The 19,968-nt window shown below is 59.3% G+C and carries 17 protein-coding genes; 7 read left to right on the forward strand and 10 right to left on the reverse strand.

Translation table 11 applies throughout. From position 1 onward, the window contains the following. Positions 1–11 precede the first annotated feature (11 nt). On the forward strand, positions 12–338 hold the full coding sequence (locus AC5RU9_RS05390; RefSeq protein WP_494015616.1) for a CBU_0592 family membrane protein: 327 nt from the start codon (positions 12–14) through the stop codon (positions 336–338). Between the two features lie 397 nt (positions 339–735). Here the strand turns inward: AC5RU9_RS05390 and AC5RU9_RS05395 are convergent, their stop codons facing one another. The 5 genes from AC5RU9_RS05395 to AC5RU9_RS05415 all read right to left on the reverse strand — a co-directional run bounded on the left by AC5RU9_RS05395 (position 736) and on the right by AC5RU9_RS05415 (position 5,254). After that, positions 736–1,599, reverse strand: a complete 864-nt coding sequence (locus AC5RU9_RS05395; protein ID WP_494015617.1) for a substrate-binding periplasmic protein — start codon at positions 1,597–1,599, stop codon at positions 736–738. Positions 1,600–1,657: 58 nt separating this feature from the next. Then, the gene (locus AC5RU9_RS05400) at positions 1,658–2,320 is read right to left on the reverse strand and encodes an amino acid ABC transporter permease (RefSeq protein WP_494015618.1); all 663 of its coding nucleotides are present in this window, start codon (positions 2,318–2,320) and stop codon (positions 1,658–1,660) included. Then, entirely contained in the window at positions 2,320–2,967 is a 648-nt protein-coding gene (locus AC5RU9_RS05405; RefSeq protein WP_144653092.1) for an amino acid ABC transporter permease, read from the reverse strand. Before AC5RU9_RS05405 ends, AC5RU9_RS05400 begins: the two co-directional genes overlap by 1 nt. A 7-nt stretch (positions 2,968–2,974) precedes the next feature. Continuing rightward, on the reverse strand, positions 2,975–3,766 hold the full coding sequence (locus tag AC5RU9_RS05410; protein WP_144653091.1) for an amino acid ABC transporter ATP-binding protein: 792 nt from the start codon (positions 3,764–3,766) through the stop codon (positions 2,975–2,977). 153 nt (positions 3,767–3,919) lie between these two features. Continuing rightward, positions 3,920–5,254: a flavin monoamine oxidase family protein gene (locus tag AC5RU9_RS05415; protein WP_494015619.1), complete on the reverse strand. Its 1,335-nt coding sequence runs from the start codon at positions 5,252–5,254 to the stop codon at positions 3,920–3,922. 154 nt (positions 5,255–5,408) lie between these two features. Between AC5RU9_RS05415 and AC5RU9_RS05420 the strand changes: the two genes are divergently transcribed. Further along, positions 5,409–6,776, forward strand: coding sequence for a GntR family transcriptional regulator (locus tag AC5RU9_RS05420; protein ID WP_494015620.1), 1,368 nt, complete (start codon positions 5,409–5,411; stop codon positions 6,774–6,776). A gap of 196 nt (positions 6,777–6,972) precedes the next feature. On the opposite strand, the gene AC5RU9_RS05425 is transcribed toward AC5RU9_RS05420, so the two are convergent. Further along, positions 6,973–8,004 (reverse strand): DUF4192 domain-containing protein, encoded by a 1,032-nt coding sequence (locus AC5RU9_RS05425; protein ID WP_494015621.1) that lies wholly within the window; start codon positions 8,002–8,004, stop codon positions 6,973–6,975. 890 nt (positions 8,005–8,894) lie between these two features. Between AC5RU9_RS05425 and AC5RU9_RS05430 the strand changes: the two genes are divergently transcribed. Then, positions 8,895–10,037, forward strand: a complete 1,143-nt coding sequence (locus AC5RU9_RS05430) for a hypothetical protein (protein ID WP_494015622.1) — start codon at positions 8,895–8,897, stop codon at positions 10,035–10,037. Positions 10,038–10,181: 144 nt separating this feature from the next. Here the strand turns inward: AC5RU9_RS05430 and AC5RU9_RS05435 are convergent, their stop codons facing one another. The 3 genes from AC5RU9_RS05435 to AC5RU9_RS05445 all read right to left on the reverse strand — a co-directional run bounded on the left by AC5RU9_RS05435 (position 10,182) and on the right by AC5RU9_RS05445 (position 15,406). After that, positions 10,182–10,685, reverse strand: a complete 504-nt coding sequence (locus AC5RU9_RS05435) for a hypothetical protein (protein WP_494015623.1) — start codon at positions 10,683–10,685, stop codon at positions 10,182–10,184. A 1,661-nt stretch (positions 10,686–12,346) separates the two neighbouring features. Continuing rightward, positions 12,347–13,723 carry an MFS transporter gene (locus tag AC5RU9_RS05440; RefSeq protein WP_494015624.1) on the reverse strand — a complete coding sequence of 459 codons (1,377 nt, stop codon included), beginning with the start codon at positions 13,721–13,723 and terminating at the stop codon, positions 12,347–12,349. Positions 13,724–13,840: 117 nt separating this feature from the next. After that, the gene (locus AC5RU9_RS05445; RefSeq protein ID WP_494015625.1) at positions 13,841–15,406 is read right to left on the reverse strand and encodes a helix-turn-helix domain-containing protein; all 1,566 of its coding nucleotides are present in this window, start codon (positions 15,404–15,406) and stop codon (positions 13,841–13,843) included. Between the two features lie 167 nt (positions 15,407–15,573). On the opposite strand from AC5RU9_RS05445, the gene ppnP reads away from it, so the two are divergent. The 3 genes from ppnP to AC5RU9_RS05460 all read left to right on the forward strand — a co-directional run bounded on the left by ppnP (position 15,574) and on the right by AC5RU9_RS05460 (position 17,921). Further along, positions 15,574–15,885, forward strand: a complete 312-nt coding sequence (gene ppnP, locus AC5RU9_RS05450) for a pyrimidine/purine nucleoside phosphorylase (RefSeq protein ID WP_494015626.1) — start codon at positions 15,574–15,576, stop codon at positions 15,883–15,885. 471 nt (positions 15,886–16,356) lie between these two features. Further along, on the forward strand, positions 16,357–17,154 hold the full coding sequence (locus tag AC5RU9_RS05455) for a hypothetical protein (RefSeq protein ID WP_494015627.1): 798 nt from the start codon (positions 16,357–16,359) through the stop codon (positions 17,152–17,154). A gap of 188 nt (positions 17,155–17,342) precedes the next feature. Then, positions 17,343–17,921, forward strand: coding sequence for a recombinase family protein (locus tag AC5RU9_RS05460; RefSeq protein ID WP_064723067.1), 579 nt, complete (start codon positions 17,343–17,345; stop codon positions 17,919–17,921). A 275-nt stretch (positions 17,922–18,196) separates the two neighbouring features. On the opposite strand, the gene AC5RU9_RS05465 is transcribed toward AC5RU9_RS05460, so the two are convergent. Next, the gene (locus tag AC5RU9_RS05465; protein ID WP_494015628.1) at positions 18,197–19,069 is read right to left on the reverse strand and encodes an FG-GAP repeat domain-containing protein; all 873 of its coding nucleotides are present in this window, start codon (positions 19,067–19,069) and stop codon (positions 18,197–18,199) included. Between the two features lie 490 nt (positions 19,070–19,559). Between AC5RU9_RS05465 and AC5RU9_RS05470 the strand changes: the two genes are divergently transcribed. After that, entirely contained in the window at positions 19,560–19,748 is a 189-nt protein-coding gene (locus tag AC5RU9_RS05470; RefSeq protein WP_494015629.1) for a hypothetical protein, read from the forward strand. Positions 19,749–19,968 lie beyond the last annotated feature (220 nt).

The raw sequence follows: 19,968 nt of genomic DNA on the forward strand, positions 1-19,968 counted from the left end.
AAGAGGAAGCAATGGAACTGCTGTTCGAAGCAGCCGGCTGGGCAGGGGCGGCAGCGATACTTGGCGCCTTCCTGTCCGTGTCCATGGGCTGGCTCAAGGCCGGTAGGGCCTTTCAGACCGCAAACCTCCTAGGGGCTTGCGCTTTCATCATCAACGGCGCCTTCCACGAGGCTTGGCCGTCCGTTGTCGCGAATATTGCGTGGTTTCTCATCTCGGCCGTCGCACTTATCCGCTTACGCACCGTGCGTCGAATGCCAGGTGTCCCTGATCCCACGGGACCACTGCCCATCGTTAAGGCTTTCGTTGAACCCGGAGCAAGGGACAACTCAGACTTTTAGGCTCGTGGGGCGCTTTAGTGCCTTGTGATTGGGTTGACGATGTCCTGGACAGGTGGCTGGGTCCACCTTGGATGGCACCTTTGGCGGTGATCATCCTCTGCGCGCTCGAGCTCGGATTTCCTGCCAAGGTTGTTGCCATGGATGTGTCAGCCATTCGGCGGGGAGAAGCCGGCTAAGTCCAATTGGCCCTATTTCTTCATGGTGTAGGTGCTGGTCGTCAGGGCCGGCGCGTGGACGGGCGTGTGAGTCGAAAACGCAGCCGCCTCCAAGCCCATAATGCCCGACGCGGGCCCGGCCTAGGTTTGAGCAGACCGGGTCCGCCATGAATCTCCGGGACGGCCAGAAGGGCGACGCCGGGTTGATTACCCGACGCCGCCCAAGGTGCTGTGCGATGTAGTTAGAGTTCGCTGGGTGCGCCCGGCTCGCCTACGGAGGGGTCGATCCCGTACTTCTCAAGGATTGTTTTGATGGTCCCGTTTTCGCGGAGCTTCTTGATGTCCTCGTCCAGGGCCTTGCCAAGGGTGTCATTGTCGAGTGCCGAGGGCAACATAACTTGGCCCACCGACGCGAACTGCGGGACATTCGCGTTGGGCTTCACGTCCACGACCGTTGCTCCCTCAATGGGGGCATCCTTGAAACGGTATTTTGCAGAGGCTGAAGATGCCACCAGGGCGTCGATGCGGCCGGCTTTGAGGTCTGAGTAGATGGACTCGTCATCCTGGTAGATCTTGAACTTATCTCCGAGCCATTTGGACATGCTGTCGTTCCAGAGGTTGCCTGCGACGGAGCCGATCATCTTGCCCTCAAGGTCGTCGCTGGTGAGGCCTGTTTTGGAGACGATGGCCTGCGGGTCGCTCCACAGTGGCGTGCTCATGTAGACGATCTTGGTCCGTTCCTTGGTCCGCAGCCAGTTTCCCGAGCCGATGTCGACGCGTTTGGATTGTACGGACGGGATGACAGCTCCGGCACCTCCTGAGGTGCTGACGGTGACCTTGAGGCATTCGAGTTTGGCGATCTCGGCGATCAGGTCACCTTCCATGCCGGTGACGTTCTCGCCGCTCAAGATGGTAGCGGGTGCGTAGTCGTAGCTGGCCACCGTGAGCTCACCTTGGGTGATGGTCTTGAGGTCCGGGTGAGCAGGCGTGCAGTCGGAGCTGCTTGCTGCCTCGCTGCCGCCGCAAGCGGCGAGGGACATGGCGAGCATGCCGGCGACGGTGCCGGCGGAAAGCGCGCGCACGAGGGGGCGGGGAATTCGTGACATTGGTTTCTCTTTCTTTGCTGGGGTTGTCGGGGAGGTTCCCCAAGGATGTGGAACGGGATTAGTTGCGTAGCAGGTGGCGTCCCAGGCGCAGTTCCAGTAGCCGGACCAGGCCCAGGAAGATCAGGGTCAAGGATCCGTAGACCACTGCGGTGAGGGTGTAGACGCTGAGGTATTCGAACGTGATGGATCCGATTTCGAATGCTTTTGACATCAGTTCCGGCACCGCGATGACAAAGGCCAGTGCGCTGCCTTGGAAGACCAGGACGGCAAGGCCGGCCAAAGGGGGCGTGGAGATTCTGAGCGCCTGCGGAAGGATGACGATGCGGAACCCCGTCCAACCGCTGAGCCCGGAGGTTATTGCTGCTTCCTTCTGTCCTAGCGGGACAGCAGCGAGTCCGGCGCGGAAGTACTCCGAGGCGTAGGCGCCGGTGTTCCAGCTCAGGGCGATGATCGCTGTTGTAAGGGATGTCAGGGTGATACCGGCGTCTGGAAGGCTGAAGTACAGCAGGTACAGCAGCACCAGAGCGGGTAGTCCCCGTCCGATCTCAACGAAAGCGAAGGAGATCCATTGGAACGGCACGAATTTCGCTTCCGCCATCACGGCCAGGAGCAGGCCGAAAGGGAAGCCGATGAGCAGTGCGAGTCCGGTCAATTGGAGGCTGATGACCAGTCCTGGTGCGAGGTTCGGCATCCAGCCGAGCCATTGCGTGAGCAAGTCCATCAGGCCACTCCGATCTTTCTGCGAAGCTTGAGGTCGACGCGGCGTGCGACGAGGGCGACAACCAAGCTGATCACGATGTAGAGCGCTCCGGCGACGACGAACGAGAGCAAGCCTTCATGGGTTTGTTTCGCTCCTTGCTGGGCGTAGTAGGTGATTTCCCGGACGCCGATGGTGGAAGCCAGAGCGGAGTCTTTCAAGAGTCCGATGCCGTAGGTGGCGATGGCTGGAAGGGCTACCCGGAAGGCTTGCGGGGTGATGATGTGCCCCACGGTGGTAAACGGGCTGAGCCCGAGGGCATGCGCGGCTTCGCGCTGGCCATCCGGGATGCTGAGCAGCCCGGAGCGGTAGATCTCGGCCATGAAGGCCGAGGCGATGATGGAGAAGCCGATGATGGCTGCCTGAAGGGTAGAGAGCCGCAGCGCGTACTGGGGCAAGCCGAAGTAGATCAGGAACAACCAGGTGATCGGCGGGATGACCCGGACCACATTGATGTACAGCGTGGCTGCACCGCGGATGATGGCGATCGGTGATCGTGCGGCGCCTACCAGTACCAGGCCAATGAGGCCGCCGAACAGCAGTGAAGCGCCCGTTACATAGAGTGTGAGCCCGACGCCTTGGGCGATCGAAGCCAGGAGTTGCATGATCATGGCCGGGTCACCTGTCCAGTACAGCCTTGAGGAACTGCCGGGTCCGATCGTTCTGCGGTTCCGACATCACCTGCTGGCTGGGGCCGATCTCAAGGACGCCGCCGTTGCCCATGACCATGATGCGGTCCGACACATCCCGTGCGAAGTGCATTTCGTGTGTCACTACCAGCATGGTCATGCCCTCGTCGGCAAGGTCACGCATGACGGCGAGTACTTCAAGGCCGATCTCAGGATCGAGGGCTGAGGTGGGTTCGTCGAAGAGCATGACTTTGGGTGACAGGGCGAGTGCGCGTGCGATGGCGATGCGTTGCTGTTGCCCTCCCGAGAGCCGGGCAGGGTAGGCCTTCGCCTTTTCGGGAAGTCCAACGCGCTTGAGCAACTGGTTTGCGACTTCTTCGGCTTGTTCCTTGCTGGAACCCAACACCTTCCGCTGTGGAAGGGTGATGTTCTCCATCACGGTGAGGTGCGGGAACAAGTTGAAGCTCTGGAAGACCATTCCGGTGACTCGACGCAGGTGGTCCAGGCTTGCTTTGTCCGGTAGCTTTTCGCCCGCAACAACACGTGCTCCGCCTATGGCGATAGTGCCCGAGCTGGGCTTTTCCAGGTAGTTCAAGCACCGCAGGAAGGTGCTCTTACCGGCACCGGATGGTCCAATGACGGACACTACCTCGCCCTCCGCCATGGAGAGGTTGACGTCCTTCAACACCTCGATGACGCCATATTTCTTGCCAAGCCCGGAGACCTCAACCTCGCCGGAGAGGGCGGTTGGGGGAGCTTTGGTGCCAAAACTTAAGCCCATTTTCGTTTCCTTCAAATAGCTGACGCTTGAGAGACATCCCAGCCGCGCTCACTTGGGGGTTGGTGTGACTTGAGCCGCAATAGGCTGTGGCCTCAATCACATCTAAAGAATACATCATTGAATGATTAATGCAATAGGTTCTTGATCGGTTTCTTATCCGTACGTCGCGGTAGAAACTGCGTGCAGGATGTCCTGGCTGACGCGTTTGGCCTCTGAGTACGCTCCATGGGTACCGGCAGTCTCGGAGGAGTAGTCGCCGGCAAAGTGAAGGGTGCCATCGATCGGCGCCTGAAGTTGGGGGAGGGCTGTGGCGCGTGTAGGCGTTAGCAGCGAGAAGCAGTGTTGCCACGACTGGATGCTGGCCCCGAGGATGCGGCCCCGTAACTGCGGTGCCACCGTAAGGAACTCTTCGACCCAATGCTCCAGCACGCCCGAGGTGGGATCGTTGGCTTCCTCGATGTATCCGGCTGTATTGCCGTAGCAGACAAATTGGGCGGTACCGTCCTTGCGTCCCGGCCTCGGATTGATCATCACATCGAACGCGCGCCCTGCGGTGGCAATGAAGGACCAGTCGTCCACAGCCGCCAGCTCCGGTGCGCTGATGTCCACAACAACACCGAGCTCGGTAGAGCCGGGAGTCTGCACGGCGTCCAGTGCCGCGCTCTTCCATTCCGGCAACTGCACAATGCTGGAAATCCTAGGGGCAGGGACCGCCATGATGACGTGCCTCGCGGTCACCTTCCGTCCTGCGCCGCCGTCTGATTCGGCAGCGATTTGTAGGTTCCACTGTCCCTCACCGTTTTGGTGAAGGCTCTCCACTCGGTGATGCAACCGGACTTCGGTGGACTGCAGGGCCTTGGCCAAGGCTGCGGGGATCGCCTCCATGCCCTTGAGTGAGACCACGCGGTTCTTCTTTTCCTTCACCAGATAACTTGCGAAGTACCTCAGGGCATAGGTTGCGCTGAGTTCGGCAGGGTGAGCGACAGAGCCTCCGCGAATGGCTGCAGTGAGTATTTCCTGGACGTCTTGGGGCAAGTCGCTCATTCGTGATTGGGCGGATTCTTCGCCAAACCCCGGGGTGGCCGGGCGAAGCTGCCCATCCACCGTGTTTGCGTAATATTCCGATGTTGCACGCCGGATGAAGGCCCGGAGTCCGTTTCGTGAGTGTTCTGTTAGGGGGAGCCGTTCCACAAGGTCGTCGTTGTCCGGGGAGACTACGGTTTCCCCGTTGACGTGGATGCCGAAAGTTGTTGGTTCGAAGGGCTCCAGGGCAACGTCGAGTTCAACTGCCAGCTCGTGCGACGCGGTGCCGGCGTACACGAACATGGCCCCCATGTTGACCGGTTCCCCGTGGACGTCCACGGTTTTCGCACGACCGCCAAGTCGGCCGGTTTCTTCCAACAAGACCACTTTTTGGCCTGCGTGCTCAAGGTTGTAGGCCGCGGCCAAACCGGCCGGACCTCCGCCAATGATGGCGACATCGTACATTTGCTCTCCTTGGTAATCGCGTGGACGGTCCGGTTTCTCGAAGCGCCTGGTGGCTGGTCTCAATAATTGGCAGCACCAGGAAAGATGGGAATACCTGAGGAGCAAAACGGAACGGAAATGAGTCTTTGAGTCATAGCTTCCCTAGACTGGCCGCATGAGGAATGGAGATGATCGGGCAGAGCTCAAGCGCGCCGTTCTGACGGCGCCTCTCTGGATGCAGGCAAACAAGGGTTCCAGCCGCCAGGTTGCGGACGCTGTCGGCCTGAGCCAGTCGTTCGTAGCGCGGACCTGGAAGGAGTTCGTCGAGCCGGATCAGGAAATCGAGCCGATAAGGGCCTTGCTTACGGAGCGGCAGATGGTTTTGGTCGGATTCGCCGTTGGACCGAAAGGGTCCTGTCTTGTCCTCAATCCCTCCCGGGCGTCGCGTGTCCGCTATCCGGCCAGTCTGTCCACGAGCAGCAAAAGACGGCTGCGGACGGTGCTGGCTGCCGACCTTCTTCGAGGTGTCGGGCAGGAACCGAGCTACACAGGCGACCGACCGGACCTGTGGTCATCGCTGGATTCCGGCGGATACGTCCTCGCTGAGGAATCCATGGTTCTGACCAGTGGCAACTATTCCGTGCCTGCCGGCGTCCGGCGGTCAGCTCACTTCGCCGATGCCTGGCAGTGGCAGAAGCTTGTAGCTGCATTGGACCTCTTGCCGGAAGTGCCAACGGGTGAGTCATTGGCGGACTTGGAATGGCGCATACGCCGCTGGTACCAAAGCGGGCGGGCACCCTTTTCATGGACTGTTGACCGTAAAGAGTCTGGCGTCCTGGGTACAAGCGGAGATGACTTCCTGGGGGCCGGAAATGCACTGGCCGAAGATATTCTTTCAGCAATTCGCCAGGGGTTGGTCGACGGTACCTTTTCCGGCGACAGTGAAATTTCCCTTGGGACGCTCAATCGCCTGCTTGGTGCGCCAGTGCGGGACATTCGCGCGGCCGTTCGCGCTCTCACTGAAGATGGGCTGGTAACCGCCGCCAGATCAGATTCTGTGGTGGTGCGAATTCCCTCCCTTGATGATGTGTCAGAGACCTATATGGCCCGGCGCGCTTTGGGGGCGATCGTGGTCCGAGCAGCGAGCCGGTGGAGCGCTGAAGGTCGATCCCGTGTGAAGCACCACCTTGATGAGCTGGGGGATTGTGCTCGCCGCAACGATGTCGCCCGAGCCCACTACTTGGATATGGATTTCCAAATCGCATTGTTTGAGGGATCTGGCCTAAACCGAATACCGGCAATTCTAGAGACACTCACCAAGCAGGCGTTCATGCATTTTGCGGTCATGGGCGCACGTTATGCATTTTCGCCAAAGATTATTCTTGACCAAAACACGGAGATTTTTGAGGCGATCGATGCCGGCGAACTCCGGGCCGCTACCTTGAGTTGGCAGACCAAGATGGATGTAGGACTCAACTACCTAGTGCAGCACATTTCGGCAATGAATGCCCTGAACGAAGGGCGAGGCCTGAACCGTGGTTGACCGCTGCCCTTGCGGACAGCTTGCCACTACGTCACCTACCAACTACGTGAAGCCAGAGCCGAGCGCCAAGTCTGGGGAGGTTATCGAAAAGCATGTTGTTGGCGGGGTCTCTGCTTAGTCAGCCGCGGCCTGTTGATTCATTTTGAAGGTCTGGCAGGACGGCCACGGCCCCTGTTCGCGAACTCAATGAGGAGCCTTAGGGCGAGTCGAGGTTGGTTTTGTAGGCGGTGGTCTTGTTGGTGTTCCAGCCTGCGATGATGCCGGCTCCGAGCATTTGGTCGGTGAGTCTGGCGAAGCGGTAACCGGGGTCGGTATCGAGTGCGAGTTGCATGTATTGGTGTGCTTTGGATCCTCGGCCTTCCCACCAGTTGATGTAGCCGACGGTGGTGAGGATTGGTGCTGCGTGTTGCGGGCTGGTCCGCGTATAGGCGTGGATGAGGAGTTGCTGGGCCCATTCGACGCGTGACCACTTCGGCGCGGTCTGGGTTTGGGCGAAGAGGATGTGTTGGGGTGGTTCGTTGATGCCGGGGATGTCTGCCATGAGCCGGTCACGGATGTGAGGGAACTGGAAGTTTGCGATGAGCGCGGCGCAGTCCTCGTCGGTGGGGAAGTCACTTGACTCCAGCATGGTCGACCACAGTTGGCTGGCTTGTTCTGCCGCTAGACCAGGAGGCAGCGCCCTGATGATGTCCATGTGATCCTCAACTGCGATTGCTTGTGCTGCTTCCTGGGATGGCGCAGGGAGGACGATCCGGTTGGTGGGTTCGATGGTGCTGCCGCGGTAGATGAATTCGGCGTTGACGCGGCTGTATTCGGTGGTGCTGAGGGGCAGGCTGATGTCTTGGCCGGGTTCGCTGTCGTAGGGGGAGTAGGCGTCGTCGGAGACGAAGATTCCGTCGCGGATTCTGATGCCGTTTTCGGCGAGGACTCCGGTGAGCGCGGCGATGGTCGCTGCATGTGGCTTCGGATGTCCTGGTTCGCAGCGGGCTGAGGTGTAGAGGGCGAAGACGATGCTCGTCGCGCTGGTGTCACTGGTGAGGTAACTGCTGACGGTGCGGGCGTAGGGGAGTTCTGTTCCCGGTTGGCGGGGGAGGTCGATCCGGAGGGTGGCGCCGACCTTGCCTTTGTCCAGGGTGATGCAGACCAGACTCTCTTGGGGCCAGAAGCCGAGGGTGTGCCCGATGAAGCTGAGCAGGTCTGCAGGGTCTTTGATGGTGAGCGCATTCATTGTCCTGTTCCTTTGCCCTTGTCTTTTGTCCTGCGGTCGTTGGTCTTGTGGGTCGTTCTGTTAGGGACCGATTCGCTGGTTAGGGGCTGGAGTGCAACTCGGGGGTTCGGGGCAGGTCCGGAAAGTTCGGAAGGGGCAGGTCGCTTAGGAGCGCCGGGCGAAGTTTCCAGATCGGCGGCGGGATGTCAGCGCCCTGGTTCTGCGGAGGCCCCACCCAGCGATGATCGGGATATCAGAATGACAAACAGCTTTGTTGCTTCTGGCTATTCATGGGCCGGCGAGGGTGGGGCGTCATGACGTGAGCGGACTTAGTCTTCGGCAAATGCCATCGTTTGGCGGGACTGCTGTGCCGGATGCGGCCGGGGCTGCGTTCGGTCCGACATATGCGCCGTTATCGGTCACAGTCATCGCCGGTGGTTTTGCGCCGGCTGACTCTTCCGAAGATTTGACCAGCAGTAATACTGGTCGGTAGATCGACAAACCCGCGTTTTAGAACACCTCGCTGCAATCGGAGGACGCGTGCTTGACTCGCAAGAACGTCCAAATCGCAGCGGGCGGGGTTCCTGCGATTGCATTCACTCCGCTACGTTTGACACCGCTATCGATGATTCCGTCAAACTAGGGGGCATGTCCAGTGAGTAGAGGACCGACGTGGCACGCAAGCTAGCGCGTCTCCAACTAACCTATTGTCGGTGCAGCATGCGTGGACCTACTGGCGCTTCAGGGTGAGTAGATCGAAGGCCATCAGCCTGCCTGCCGCAAGCAGGGCAACAATTCCTCTAGCATAGGAAGCACCTCCGGTACGGCCACGGAAAAGTTGCCACTTTCATAAAGGAACCACTTTGGACAGCTATCGGGAACATGAGCCTATAAAGGTGATTCTCGATCTCATGAGTAATGAAGAATTCACTTCGGAGTACATGCCGTTCCTCCTCGACGACGAGCAATTGGTTCTGGGTAGCTTCACGGAGGCCATATATGCCCTAAGAAGTGAAATCGACGTTAAGGATCTACTACTTAATGGGCTACAAAACGCACTCAGCCAGACTCCCGAGTTTCGCCCCTCTGCCGGTTATGCCTTTGTTGCGAGCGTCACTTCGGTTATACCGCTGCCAGCTGGCTACACCGCGAGCAGGTATTTGCAGTCTTCAAACGAGATGATTTTTGCCCTCTCGGGAAGCTTTCCTGTCAAAGTCGCTTTCGGTGCGAGTGAGAGCCGGGCCGGCGCTTCCCTACTCATTTTCGGGGTCCTCGCTCAAGATCGACTCGATGAAGTTGCATCATTCGACACGGGGCTTGGCTATGCGAATGACGTCCTAACCTCATATAGGCTCGTCCGCCATGATCACGGCGTCCAGCCTCTCCCTGCCAGACAAATGCCTGGCGTCTTTGACCGCTACGACCTGTCGTTCGCTGAAGGTCTGACGGTTGGTGGGCCGGAACCACTGTCGATCCACGCCAACGACAAGATGGATGTATGGGCTAAGAGATCACTTCTGCCCATCGAATATCAGGACTTTTTAGCCCACCTTGAGGGCCTAATCGATAGTCCACAAGTTCGGTACTTGCTCAATTTAGCTGTGTCATCTATCGACGACTTGTGTCTCGGGCAGTTCGAGTCTGCCGTTCTCAACTCTGACAGATTCATGGAATTGGCATTGAGGTTCTGTTACCTAAAGCATCCTGAGCTTCCAAATGACAAGCTGGGCGGCATCATAAGTGTTTACAGTCCCAGGCCTAGGTCGAGCACTTTACTCAGCCATTTGGGGCCTAAACTTGGGATTAATGCGCCGCACTTTATTGAGGCTTGGGCTGCAAATTCTAGGAGTCTGCGGAATGCTGTCGCGCACAAGTTGAACTTCAGCGTGGTTACTCCTCAAGGCGCTCATCTGGCCGTCGAATATAATCTTGCTCTAGTGCGCCTACTGGCTCACAGATTTCCCGAGACCGCGCATGATGTGCGCCTTCTGGGCAACATGGTCAACATCCTTGAACGTCTTTTTGGGAGACGGCGGCCATCTGAGGGTCCTTAGGGCATGCAGGTGCCGATCCCGGCAGCTCTTGCAGAGGCACCCGACTGGGTGATTTCTATGCACACGATGCGGTCTAGACTTGTGGCTGATGATTGTCCTTTCATCAACCTGAGAATGGTGCGGCGCATCCTTCGAGATTCGCCGTTAGGTTGCGGGGACCTTCGAATTTGCATCAACTAGCTGCGCATTTTTCGTGGAATTTTTATGTTGTGAGTAAATGAAATTTATGAAGGAGGTCAGGATGATTACGACTGCACCTATTAGGCTTCCTTGCCAGATAATATCTGCCTGCGCTGATTTCATTGTTCCGGACTTCAAGGACTCATCTACGTAGACGATGGCACCAACAGTCCCTCCGATAGCCAAAGTCGTGCTCATCGCTAGAACTATTATTGACACCTCGTAACGTCGCCGCCTATTGATCTGCTTGGGTGCTTGGGCTGCGGCCTCGCTGCTGATGAGTTCGGCAATTTGCTGGATTACAGCCTTATCGCCCACCTTGACGGCCGCCTCAGCCAACTCAGCGATATTCTGGGTGATATGCCGCCGTGTGCGATGAATCATGAGTTGAACTAGTGCGCCCCCGAGCAGCGATGAACTCAAGAGCGCCGGCACAAACCAAACCAGGAATGAGAAGTCAAAGGTCATAGTAATCTTCCTGGCTCCGGATCAGATCAGCGGTGTCATGACGTACGAGATGAGGGTACACAAGCCGTTGTGGTTTCGCGATTTGGCTCACCGCCGTCCGGCGACGTGGACGTCAACGTGCCGGGAGGGCTAGATGCGTGTATCACGCCTAACCGAGTGGGAGTGGAGTCTCTACCGCTCGACACTGCCGTTCTCACGCGAAAGACGAGCGTTTCTCTCATTCAGTGAGCGTTCGGCCGAAACGTCGATGATGGACGTTCTGTTGTCGGCCCGACCGGGACATCTTGTCATGGTGCTCGGTGTCGTCTCCGCCATGTTAGGGATGAAGGAGGTACAGCTACTATGTCTTGTTATTCATCGTTCTGGCGGGCTAAATGCCATCATCGCGTTTTGCGTTGTTCTACGGCCCGGCGGGAGTCATGCCTTGGACGTCGGGGCCCCATCTTGACCGCAGGCTTCACGCGGACCAAGAGGTACCGTCCAGCAGGAAAACTGCGGAGGCGGCAGCGCCGATTTCCCGGCGCAGGCTATGAGTCCGCGGGGACGCGCCAAGTGCCCTCTTTTCGGTGTTCCATCGAGCAAAAAGGAAGTGTGGACAATGTCCACACTTTCCGCCCCGGACTGGGTCGTACGCCCATCGGACTGGCGCGGATTCCGCGTGTTTCCGCCTCTTCCCAGTGTTTGCAAGGCCTGGAATCCCGTTCGAGTCCCACCTCGGGCACGGCATACCCCCTCGTCAGAGGGGGTTTTTGCTTTAACGTGTGTACATTCTGGTTGGTCAGGTCCCTCTGACACTGGCCGCGGGGTGTGCCTGGCGCCGCGGGTCGCCTATTTGGTTGTGGGGGAGCGGGATCAGGGTCGTGGCTAATGGGCCTTCCGCTTGCTCTGGACTGGGGTTATGCGTTCCCTTCTTGGTTTGTCGGGTAGGTCGTGGTTGGCCTATACCTCTTCATGGGTCGGGGGACTGAGCACGACATGACTTCGAGATCTTGGGTTCGGCTCGTTCCTGGAGTGAGGACACTTCACCGGTGGAGGTCTTTGTCAGGCCAAAGAGGGGTCTGTGCATTGTCCACACTGAGATCTTTCGTATTGTGACGGCTTGCGACCATTGACTCTTCCCTCCTTGGGCCTACATCTACTCATGAATGCGAGTGGCCATAGCGACATGACGCGGATCCGGAAGCGCTCTACATGTGAGGGTCACTCCGAGGTGAGAGTTCAGTGGCAACGGTCGGCCGAGTGCTTTCAATTTGGTCTTTGCCAAGTCCTCGACGCGCTCTGCCAAATCAGGCGGGACGCGGGTCCGACGCAGATGACCGCTCCCCAGCGGTGCCTCCGGAACATTGCAGTTCACGCGCTCGGCAGACCGTGCACGTCGGAGATGGCCACAGTTTGCCGAGAGGGGCCCATCCGGAGCGGGTCGTCTGACGACGGGTTTCCAAGAATCCTCGCTTCGGCTCTTCGACTCCAGGTGCTCAACGATTGGCAGTGTCGGCCGAGGTCACGTCTAGGTCCGGAAGGCAGGGAATGCCGACAAGCGCTGCTTCGGACAAACGCCGCGGGCGATTACGCTGCTCTGATGGCACGCGTACGGGCCGGACAGCATTACCCGAGGTGCTGTCCGGCCCTGCCCATAGTTCTGAAAGACGAGTCCTGCGGTGTTATGGCGCTGTAACGTGGGGGACCGGTTGCTTGCGTACTTCAGCTTGCTCGTCGGCGAGGGGTTTGCGTGCTGTCTCCGCGCTCATCAGCAAGCCCAGCAGGGACAGTACACCGATGCCCATCAGGAAGAACGCCGGCGAGCTGGGGTTGCCTGTCGTGGCGATCAGCCATGTGCCGATAAGCGGTGCGACGCCGCCGAAAAGCATGGCGCCGACGTTGAACGGCAACGCGAATCCGAGGTAGCGCGAGCGGGTGCCGAACAGTTCGGTGAAGAAGGAAGGAAACACTGCATCGTTCATGGCGAAGAACATGAGCGAGACGATGAGGACCGCGGAGGCGAGGACGACGCCTCCGAAGGAAAGCAGGGTCATGATCGGGTAGCTCAAGACGATGAAAGCGATGCTTGAGATCATTAGGGTGCGCTTACGTCCGATCCGGTCGGACAGGCGCGCGGCAAGGGGAATGAAGATGATGTGCGCCACAAGGCCAATCGTGACAACCAGTGTTGCGGTCGCTTCGCTCATCCCCGCTTCTTCGATGAGGAACGAGGGCGTGTAGCTGAGCAGGAGGTAGTAGGCGCCGGCATTGAGCGACATGACGAGCAGCGCCTTGAGCATCGACGGGAGGCTCTTGCGGGTCTCGGACCAGCGGTTTGAGGCCGGAGGCTGATCAACTGCGCTCTGGCGTTGCTTCTTTTCGAGTTCCAGCACCCGGCGGAACTGCGGGGTGTCTTCCAAACGCAGGCGAAGCCAGAGACCAACGATGCCGAGGGGGCCCGCGATGAGGAAGGGGATCCTCCAGCCCCACTCCTGCATGAATTCCGGTGAGGTGCTGGCGTAGAGGATGGTGGCCATGAGTGAGGCTGCCAGGAACCCGGCGGCAGCTGAGATGGGTACCACGCTCGTGAGCAGTCCGCGCTTGGCGGCGGGGGCGTACTCGGCGACGAAGGTGCCTGCGCCGGCGTATTCGCCGGAGGCTGAGAAGCTCTGTGTTACGCGGAGCAACAGGAGCAGGATGGGTGCTGCGATGCCGATGGTGCCGTAGTTCGGTATGAATCCGATGAGGAAGGTGGCGCCGGACATGAGGATGATGGTCGTGGCGAGGATGCTCTTACGGCCGATTTTGTCGCCTAGGCTGCCCCAAACGAAGGCTCCGAGTGGGCGTACGAGGAACGATAGCGCGAACACCGCGAAGGTGCTCATCAGGGCAACAGCGCGGTCCTCCGGGGGAAAGAAAACTATTGCGATCGTGGTCGCGAGGTAGCTGTAGCTGGCGTAGTCGAAGTACTCCAGCAAGGTGCCGAGCCCGCTGGCGATGATGACTCGGCGGAGTATGGATCGGGGGACGGAATCTGTGGTGGCTACGGTGGTGGGCATGATGTCGTTCCTCATTTGAGTACCGGATCTTCGCGGTGGGTCCGCAGGATGTGACGACCATCATGGCAGCTAACGTCAGCCCGGAATATGGCCTCGGCGGCGAACTTCCACTGTTAGTTATGGCCCCGGAGGTGAAGTACCTGCGCTGTCGCGGAAGCCTCTGACTTTAAGGGCGAGCCAGAGCTCGGTCTGTGCATCGATGCCGTCCAGGTCGTGACCGGTGATCTGGACGATCCGCTGCATCCGGTTCCGTACTGTGTGCCGGTGGACTCCCATTCGCTCGGCTGTCGCTTCGACGGATCGGCGTTCGAGAAGCCATGTGTGCAGTGTGTTCAGGAGGGCTTCGCCTCCGCGCGAGTTCTCGATGGGGGCGAGGACAGCGCTGGAGAAGGCTTCCAGGTATTCGGATGGAGCGGCGTTGATCAGGAACTCGTGCGAGGCTCCGTCGACGTACTCGATGGGGGTGCCGGCCCGACGGCTGGTCTCCAAGGCCAGGGTTGCCTGCCTGATGCTGCGGGCGGAGTGCTCGGGAGCGCCCCTGGTGCCGATCCCCGTGGGGACGTCGAGACCGTAGTCAGCCAGAGCCTTTCGGGGGTCGACGGTTGCCAGACATTCGACTATGCGGTGACGGTGCCGTATGAAAGGGGCGGCGAGGACGACCGCGAGGTCGTCGATGAGCACTTCGGCATGGGTCTCATTGCGCGCTTCGATGGCCACACCCCGCAGCGGGCCTGAATCGGCGCCGAAGCTCCGGAGGAATGTCCGGGCGCTGCCCGGCTCCGTGAACGTCAGGAGGCGCGCAAACCGTTCGGCGCGCCTACGGCGCGCAGATTCGTCGAGGAACCACACGCGTTCGAATTCGAGTGCCAGGAGCGAACGCAGTGCTGGCGCGGCGAGCTCTGCCGTCTCCTGGCCTGTTGGGATACGGACGCAGAACCCCCGGACAGTGTCATTGCCTGCGAACGGGAAGACCTCGACCGTCTCTTCTTCGCCGGCGGATGTTTCGTCGGGTCCGGCGACCAGCTCGGTGGCTGACAGGAGGACTTGCTCTCCAAGTCGTGGTGCTTTATGGCCGGCGAGGCGTTCGCTCAAGGGCGCGAGCAGGATCGAAGGAAAGGCCGAGCTTCTGGCCATGACCCTCCCGAGACGGTCGAATACAGCCACTGGCTCCTCGGTCCGTTGCTGCCAGCCGGACAGCAGGTCCCCAAACGAGCCGCCGCGGGCCACGATTGCTGTGATCTCCATCTGCAGGTCGAGCGGCCGTCTGAGCGCTTCCCGTTGTCCTTCCGCGTGCAGGACGGCGATGGTGTGCGCGATTCGCCCGAAGTCGGCGATGTCACCGGTCAGCAGTGGCAGGTCATACTCGCTTGCCAGAGCCAGCATCTGCGCCGGGAGGCGCTCGAATGCGGCCTCGGCGCCGAGGCCGATGATGAGCCCCGAGGCACCGGCGCCCGTGGCTTCCGACAGGAAATCCTTCCAGGCTGTCCAGTCCTCACCGACGTGCAGCCCGCTGGTAAGCACGATTTCGCCGCCGTGGAGTCTCGGAAACGGTCCTTTTCGCTCGACAGCAATGGGGACACCGGCGGCTCGTTCAAGGCCGGCTCCTCCGTGCGCCGTCGTCAGACCAAGCCCTGGGGTGGAAGCAAGCTTGGCCACGGTGAACGCCGTCAATTCAAGTGCCATGGCCCCATGTTAGCGACGATCAGGCGGCTTTTCTGTACGAGCCGGCCACTAATTGGTTAGCAAAGAGTACGCCCCGGCGATGGTCTGGGAAGGGTGGCTTCAATAGTGTGATTCGCAGCAGGCCGCACCAGCGAGCCGAAGACCGCAACTGCGAATGGGAGCATGTCATGATCGGCCAGAACGGGTACTACGAGGGACAAGTACGAAGCCTTGAATTCAAGAACGAGCAGGGAAACTTCACCGTCGGGGTGATGGAGCCCGGTGAATGGAAGTTCGAAGCTCCCGTCAAAGAATGGATGCACCTTGTCCGCGGAACCTGGGACGTGCAGCAACCCGCCGGTCAGGGGGAGTGGACAACCTACAAGGAAGGCGAACGGTTCGAGGTCCCGGGCGGTACCGACTTCACCGTCCGCGTAAAAGACACCGTCGCCTACCTCTGCCCCTACACCGGTGAATTCCTCGGTCACCTGGACATGTAGCATCCGCAACTGCCTGAGTACTGACACAAGTGAATATGTGTTGGACTGACCTCAACAAAAGGAGCCTGGCGCCAAGCCGGGCTCCTTTTAGTTGCGCCCGTGCGGGCCTTCACCTCCATGAGTGAGAGTTACATGTATCCGTAGCGTGACTCGACGGCTCAGTGAGCAGTCCGCTAAGCCGTTAATCAGTCAAGGTCCGTTCCGCTTGCCTCGAGGTAGACCCTGACTGCATCGATCAGGTGGCCGATATGTTGAGGCATCAGCTGGCCCGCCATATCTGCGTCCCTCCGCACTTAGGCCGCTGCCAGTTCTGCATGGTCGTCCGCCTGTTCGGAGACGAGCTGATCGTCGGCCGCGCATGTCGAAGCCGACCAGATTGCCGATAACGCCCATATGTCGTCCCTGCGGTTGTAAGCGAATCGCCGCTACAGCCCCAGGAATTCTGTCAGTGCCATCGAGAATACTTAGAACATGGATCTTTTCCCCGATTCCCACCCCGATCTGGCGCCATTTCGCGTGGAGCGCGACGGAACCTGCTGGTGGTGCGGTGCCGTAGCTGACAGCAGAGAACACAAGTACAAGCGAACGGACCTGGCACGTTTGCAGGGCGACGGTCCGAACCTTGTATGGGGTGGTGATGAAGGGAGACTCCACAACATCCAGAGCATAAGGAAATCGCCGGCCGTGAGGTTTGAGATGGACCTTTGCCGACGGTGCAACGATACCCGCAGTCAGCCTTTCGATCGGGCCTACGACACTTACTCCGCCTACATATGGGAGAACGCAGACAGTCTGTGGGGCGCACCAGGTCTGGACATGAAGGCCATATTTGGTATCGATTGGGAACGAAAGCAACTCGACCTCGGACGGTACTTTGCCAAACACTTTGCATCACGCATGGTTCTCGACGGCCTTCCCGTCCCGGCGGGCTTGCTCGACTTTCTGAACGGCGCCCTCGTCGCCAAGAACGTAAGGTTCTGCTTTACCGTGGATGAAGGGTTGTGGCTCCTGCGTAAATATGGTGCCACGCAAGGGTCACCAATTCACGGGCTTTGGCTCCGCCCAACCTTTGCTTGGGTTAGCTCAGATGGCAGAGAGTTGCGCGCGTACGAGACGCAATCGTACCTAGGGTACGTAGGAGTCTCCTTACTCTGGTCTGCAGAGCAGGAGCACATGGATTCATTCTTCCCCCACGTTCGCCCGGTTCTGAACGTGGTGAAAGCCACGGAAGAGATGATGAAAATCATCGCCGATTTGGAAAGAAAATAGAGTCCCTCAGATTTCACGGGACCAAGGTTAGTGGTATCAAAGGATCCCTTGATAAGAACCTCCCGGCCGTTTTGCGTCGACGATTACAGTTCGCAGGTTTCCGGGTCGTCGCCTGTCCCAACAATGTGTCTCACTAGGGTATTCTCAACATCACGTGTATTTGTCCTTTGATAAGACCCGGAGATGTGATGGCCCGCCTTGGATATGCCCGCGTCAGCTTGGCTGACCAGAATACCGATTTGCAGATCCGGGAACTGGAAGCAGCTGGGTGCGAGCGGATCTATAAAGACCAGGGGATCAGCGGGACCAGGGTCAGTCGACCGGAGTTGGACCGGATGCTGGACCGTCTCGGTCCGGGGGATGAAGTTGTGGTGTGGAAGCTGGACCGGTTGGGACGAAATACCCGCCACCTGCTCGAGCTCTTGGATGATTTCAAGGTGCGAGGCATCAAGTTCCGTTCCCTGAGGGATGGCATCGCCACTGATCCGGCCAGCGAGGTCGGGGGAGCGATGGCCCAGGCGATGGTCACCATCATTTCCGCATTCGCCCAGCTTGAACGAGACCAACTTTCCGAGCGCACCAAGGCCGGCATGGCGGCTGCAGCTGCTAACGGACGCAAAGCAGGCCGCCGGGAAATCACGACAGACCACGAGAAGGTCAAGAGGGCACATGAACTGAAAGCTCGCGGCCTTAAGCCGACGGATATCGGGAAGATCATCGGAGCCAGTCGCGCCACCGTCTACCGATACCTAGGCATGGACTCCTGAGCTAAAGAGGTAACTGTCCCGGAAGTTGTCTTTGTGACGGCTGTCCACGGCAGATTTTTTGGGACAACATCCGGGACGGAATTGTTACGAGGCCCGCTGCCGACTGCTGGCGGCACAGCAAGTCGCCATCGCCTAATGATCGAATCCACAGGGGCGCGTCCCGCTTCTAAGCAAATCGGGCATGGCACGTCAAGAGGCAGGCGCAGATTTCTTTACAGGGATTAGCCCGGTGGGGCCACATTCAGGGTTGGCTGCCATCGGTCCGGCTAGGACGGTTATAGGATCTCCGTCATGATGTTCCAGCCGCTGCCCACTTTTCTCGATGTGGGCCATGCGGATCCACCGCTGCCCTCGTAAAGGTACAAGTCGCCGATGGAGTCCCGGGCTATGATGTCGTTTTTTCCGTCCCCATTGAAGTCGCCGGGTCCAACAAGGGAGTTCATGGCGTTCCAGCCGGCGCCGGTCACGCTCTGTGGCAACCAGCCGCCGGTTCCGTTGCCGGGGTAGAGCCACAGGACACCGGAATTGTCGCGGCCCACGACATCAGCTGTGCCATCACTATTGAAATCACCGACACCGATGGCCTCCGACCCGAAGAACCAGCCATATCCCGCCCACGCTGAGTTCAGCCAACCGCCCTTTCCATCACCGCGTTCTATCCACATCCCGCCACGGTTGGAGACGGCTACGTCAACGAATCCGTCGCCTTGGAAGTCGCCGATCCCTAGGCTATTAGTCTGGTTATTCCAGCCGGCGGATACCTGCACACGTGGCATCCAGCCCGCCGAGCCGTTTCCGGGGTATAGCCACAAATCACCCAAGGGATAATCACGGGCCAGGATGTCCGCATGACCGTCACCATTAAAGTCCCCGGGGGCAATGATGGCCGTCATGATATTCCAGCCGTTTCCTACCTTAACCTGGGGAAGCCAGCCACCTGAGCCGTTTCCGGGGTAGAGCCACAGGTCGCCGGCGCCATCACGGGCCAGAATGTCAGCGTTGCGGTCTCCATTAAAGTCGTTCTTGACGACGTCCGACGCGGAAGTTGACGGAGCCAGATCCCGGTTCGCGCTGGCCGCGGCAGGCGACCCTCCGGTTCCCACGAACAACGCCAGCACTAAACCGACGGTCGCCGAACCGACCCTCATTTGGCGGCCCGGCCGTTGACCGGCGGCTTGAAACTTACGCGTAGCATCCACAATAAACCCCCCAATAAAGAGTGGTGACGCGGCAGCGCGTCGTGGAACGGAGTCTACGACTGCCACATCCTTAAGGGGAGCCCCACCTGCTAATCCGGCTATGAGCCGGCTGCTACGCCTGGAGCAATCCGGGCCATCCTAGGACCTGAGCCGACACGCTGCTTGGACTTCGTTCGCAGGCGGAACGCTTGACCGGTGTCTGCTGGTAACCCGCGGGGTGCTGGTGCCGTCCCGGTGAAAGGACTTCAGGATCGGGTCCAAAATTCTCTGCACTAACGAATGTTCCCTCAAGCCGCTGAGGGAACGCCGCACTCTCGACTGTTCCACTTCCAAGGAAGTGGAACTGGCAAGTGTGTAGCGTTTAGGGTCCCTTCGCCCATGGCCAGAATTCATGTGGCCATCTGGTGGGGGAGCTAGCGAGGACGCGTAGGATCGTTCCATGGGGATCAAGGGCACGACCAAATCATTCGCTGTTCTAGCAGGGCTGTTGGTGGCAGCGTTTTCGCTTTTTGCCGCACTATGGGTGAACGGGAACATCCCTTTGCCTGCGGCTGTAGCCACTTCATTTATTCTCGGTGTGGCAACGTTTATAGCAACCAGCAAAGGCACCGCTAGGAAATCCGACTAGCAGTAGCATCGCGGTTCTTGGAGCGAGGCCACAGCATACGCGTTCCGTGCTGTCGTGAGGCCGGGACATATCAGAAGTGGCTTCCATCGTGCCTGGAGGGCGAGTTGGCGCCTGAGGGGTCCCCTTACCGGCATCTGCGGCTTCGAACACCAGCAAGAAAGCCGCCGGCTCGCAATCGAATCCACGATGGGGAGCGCGTCCCGCCACTGAGAGTTCCAGT

The sequence above is a fragment of the Arthrobacter sp. B0316-5-4 genome, from assembly GCF_059090325.1.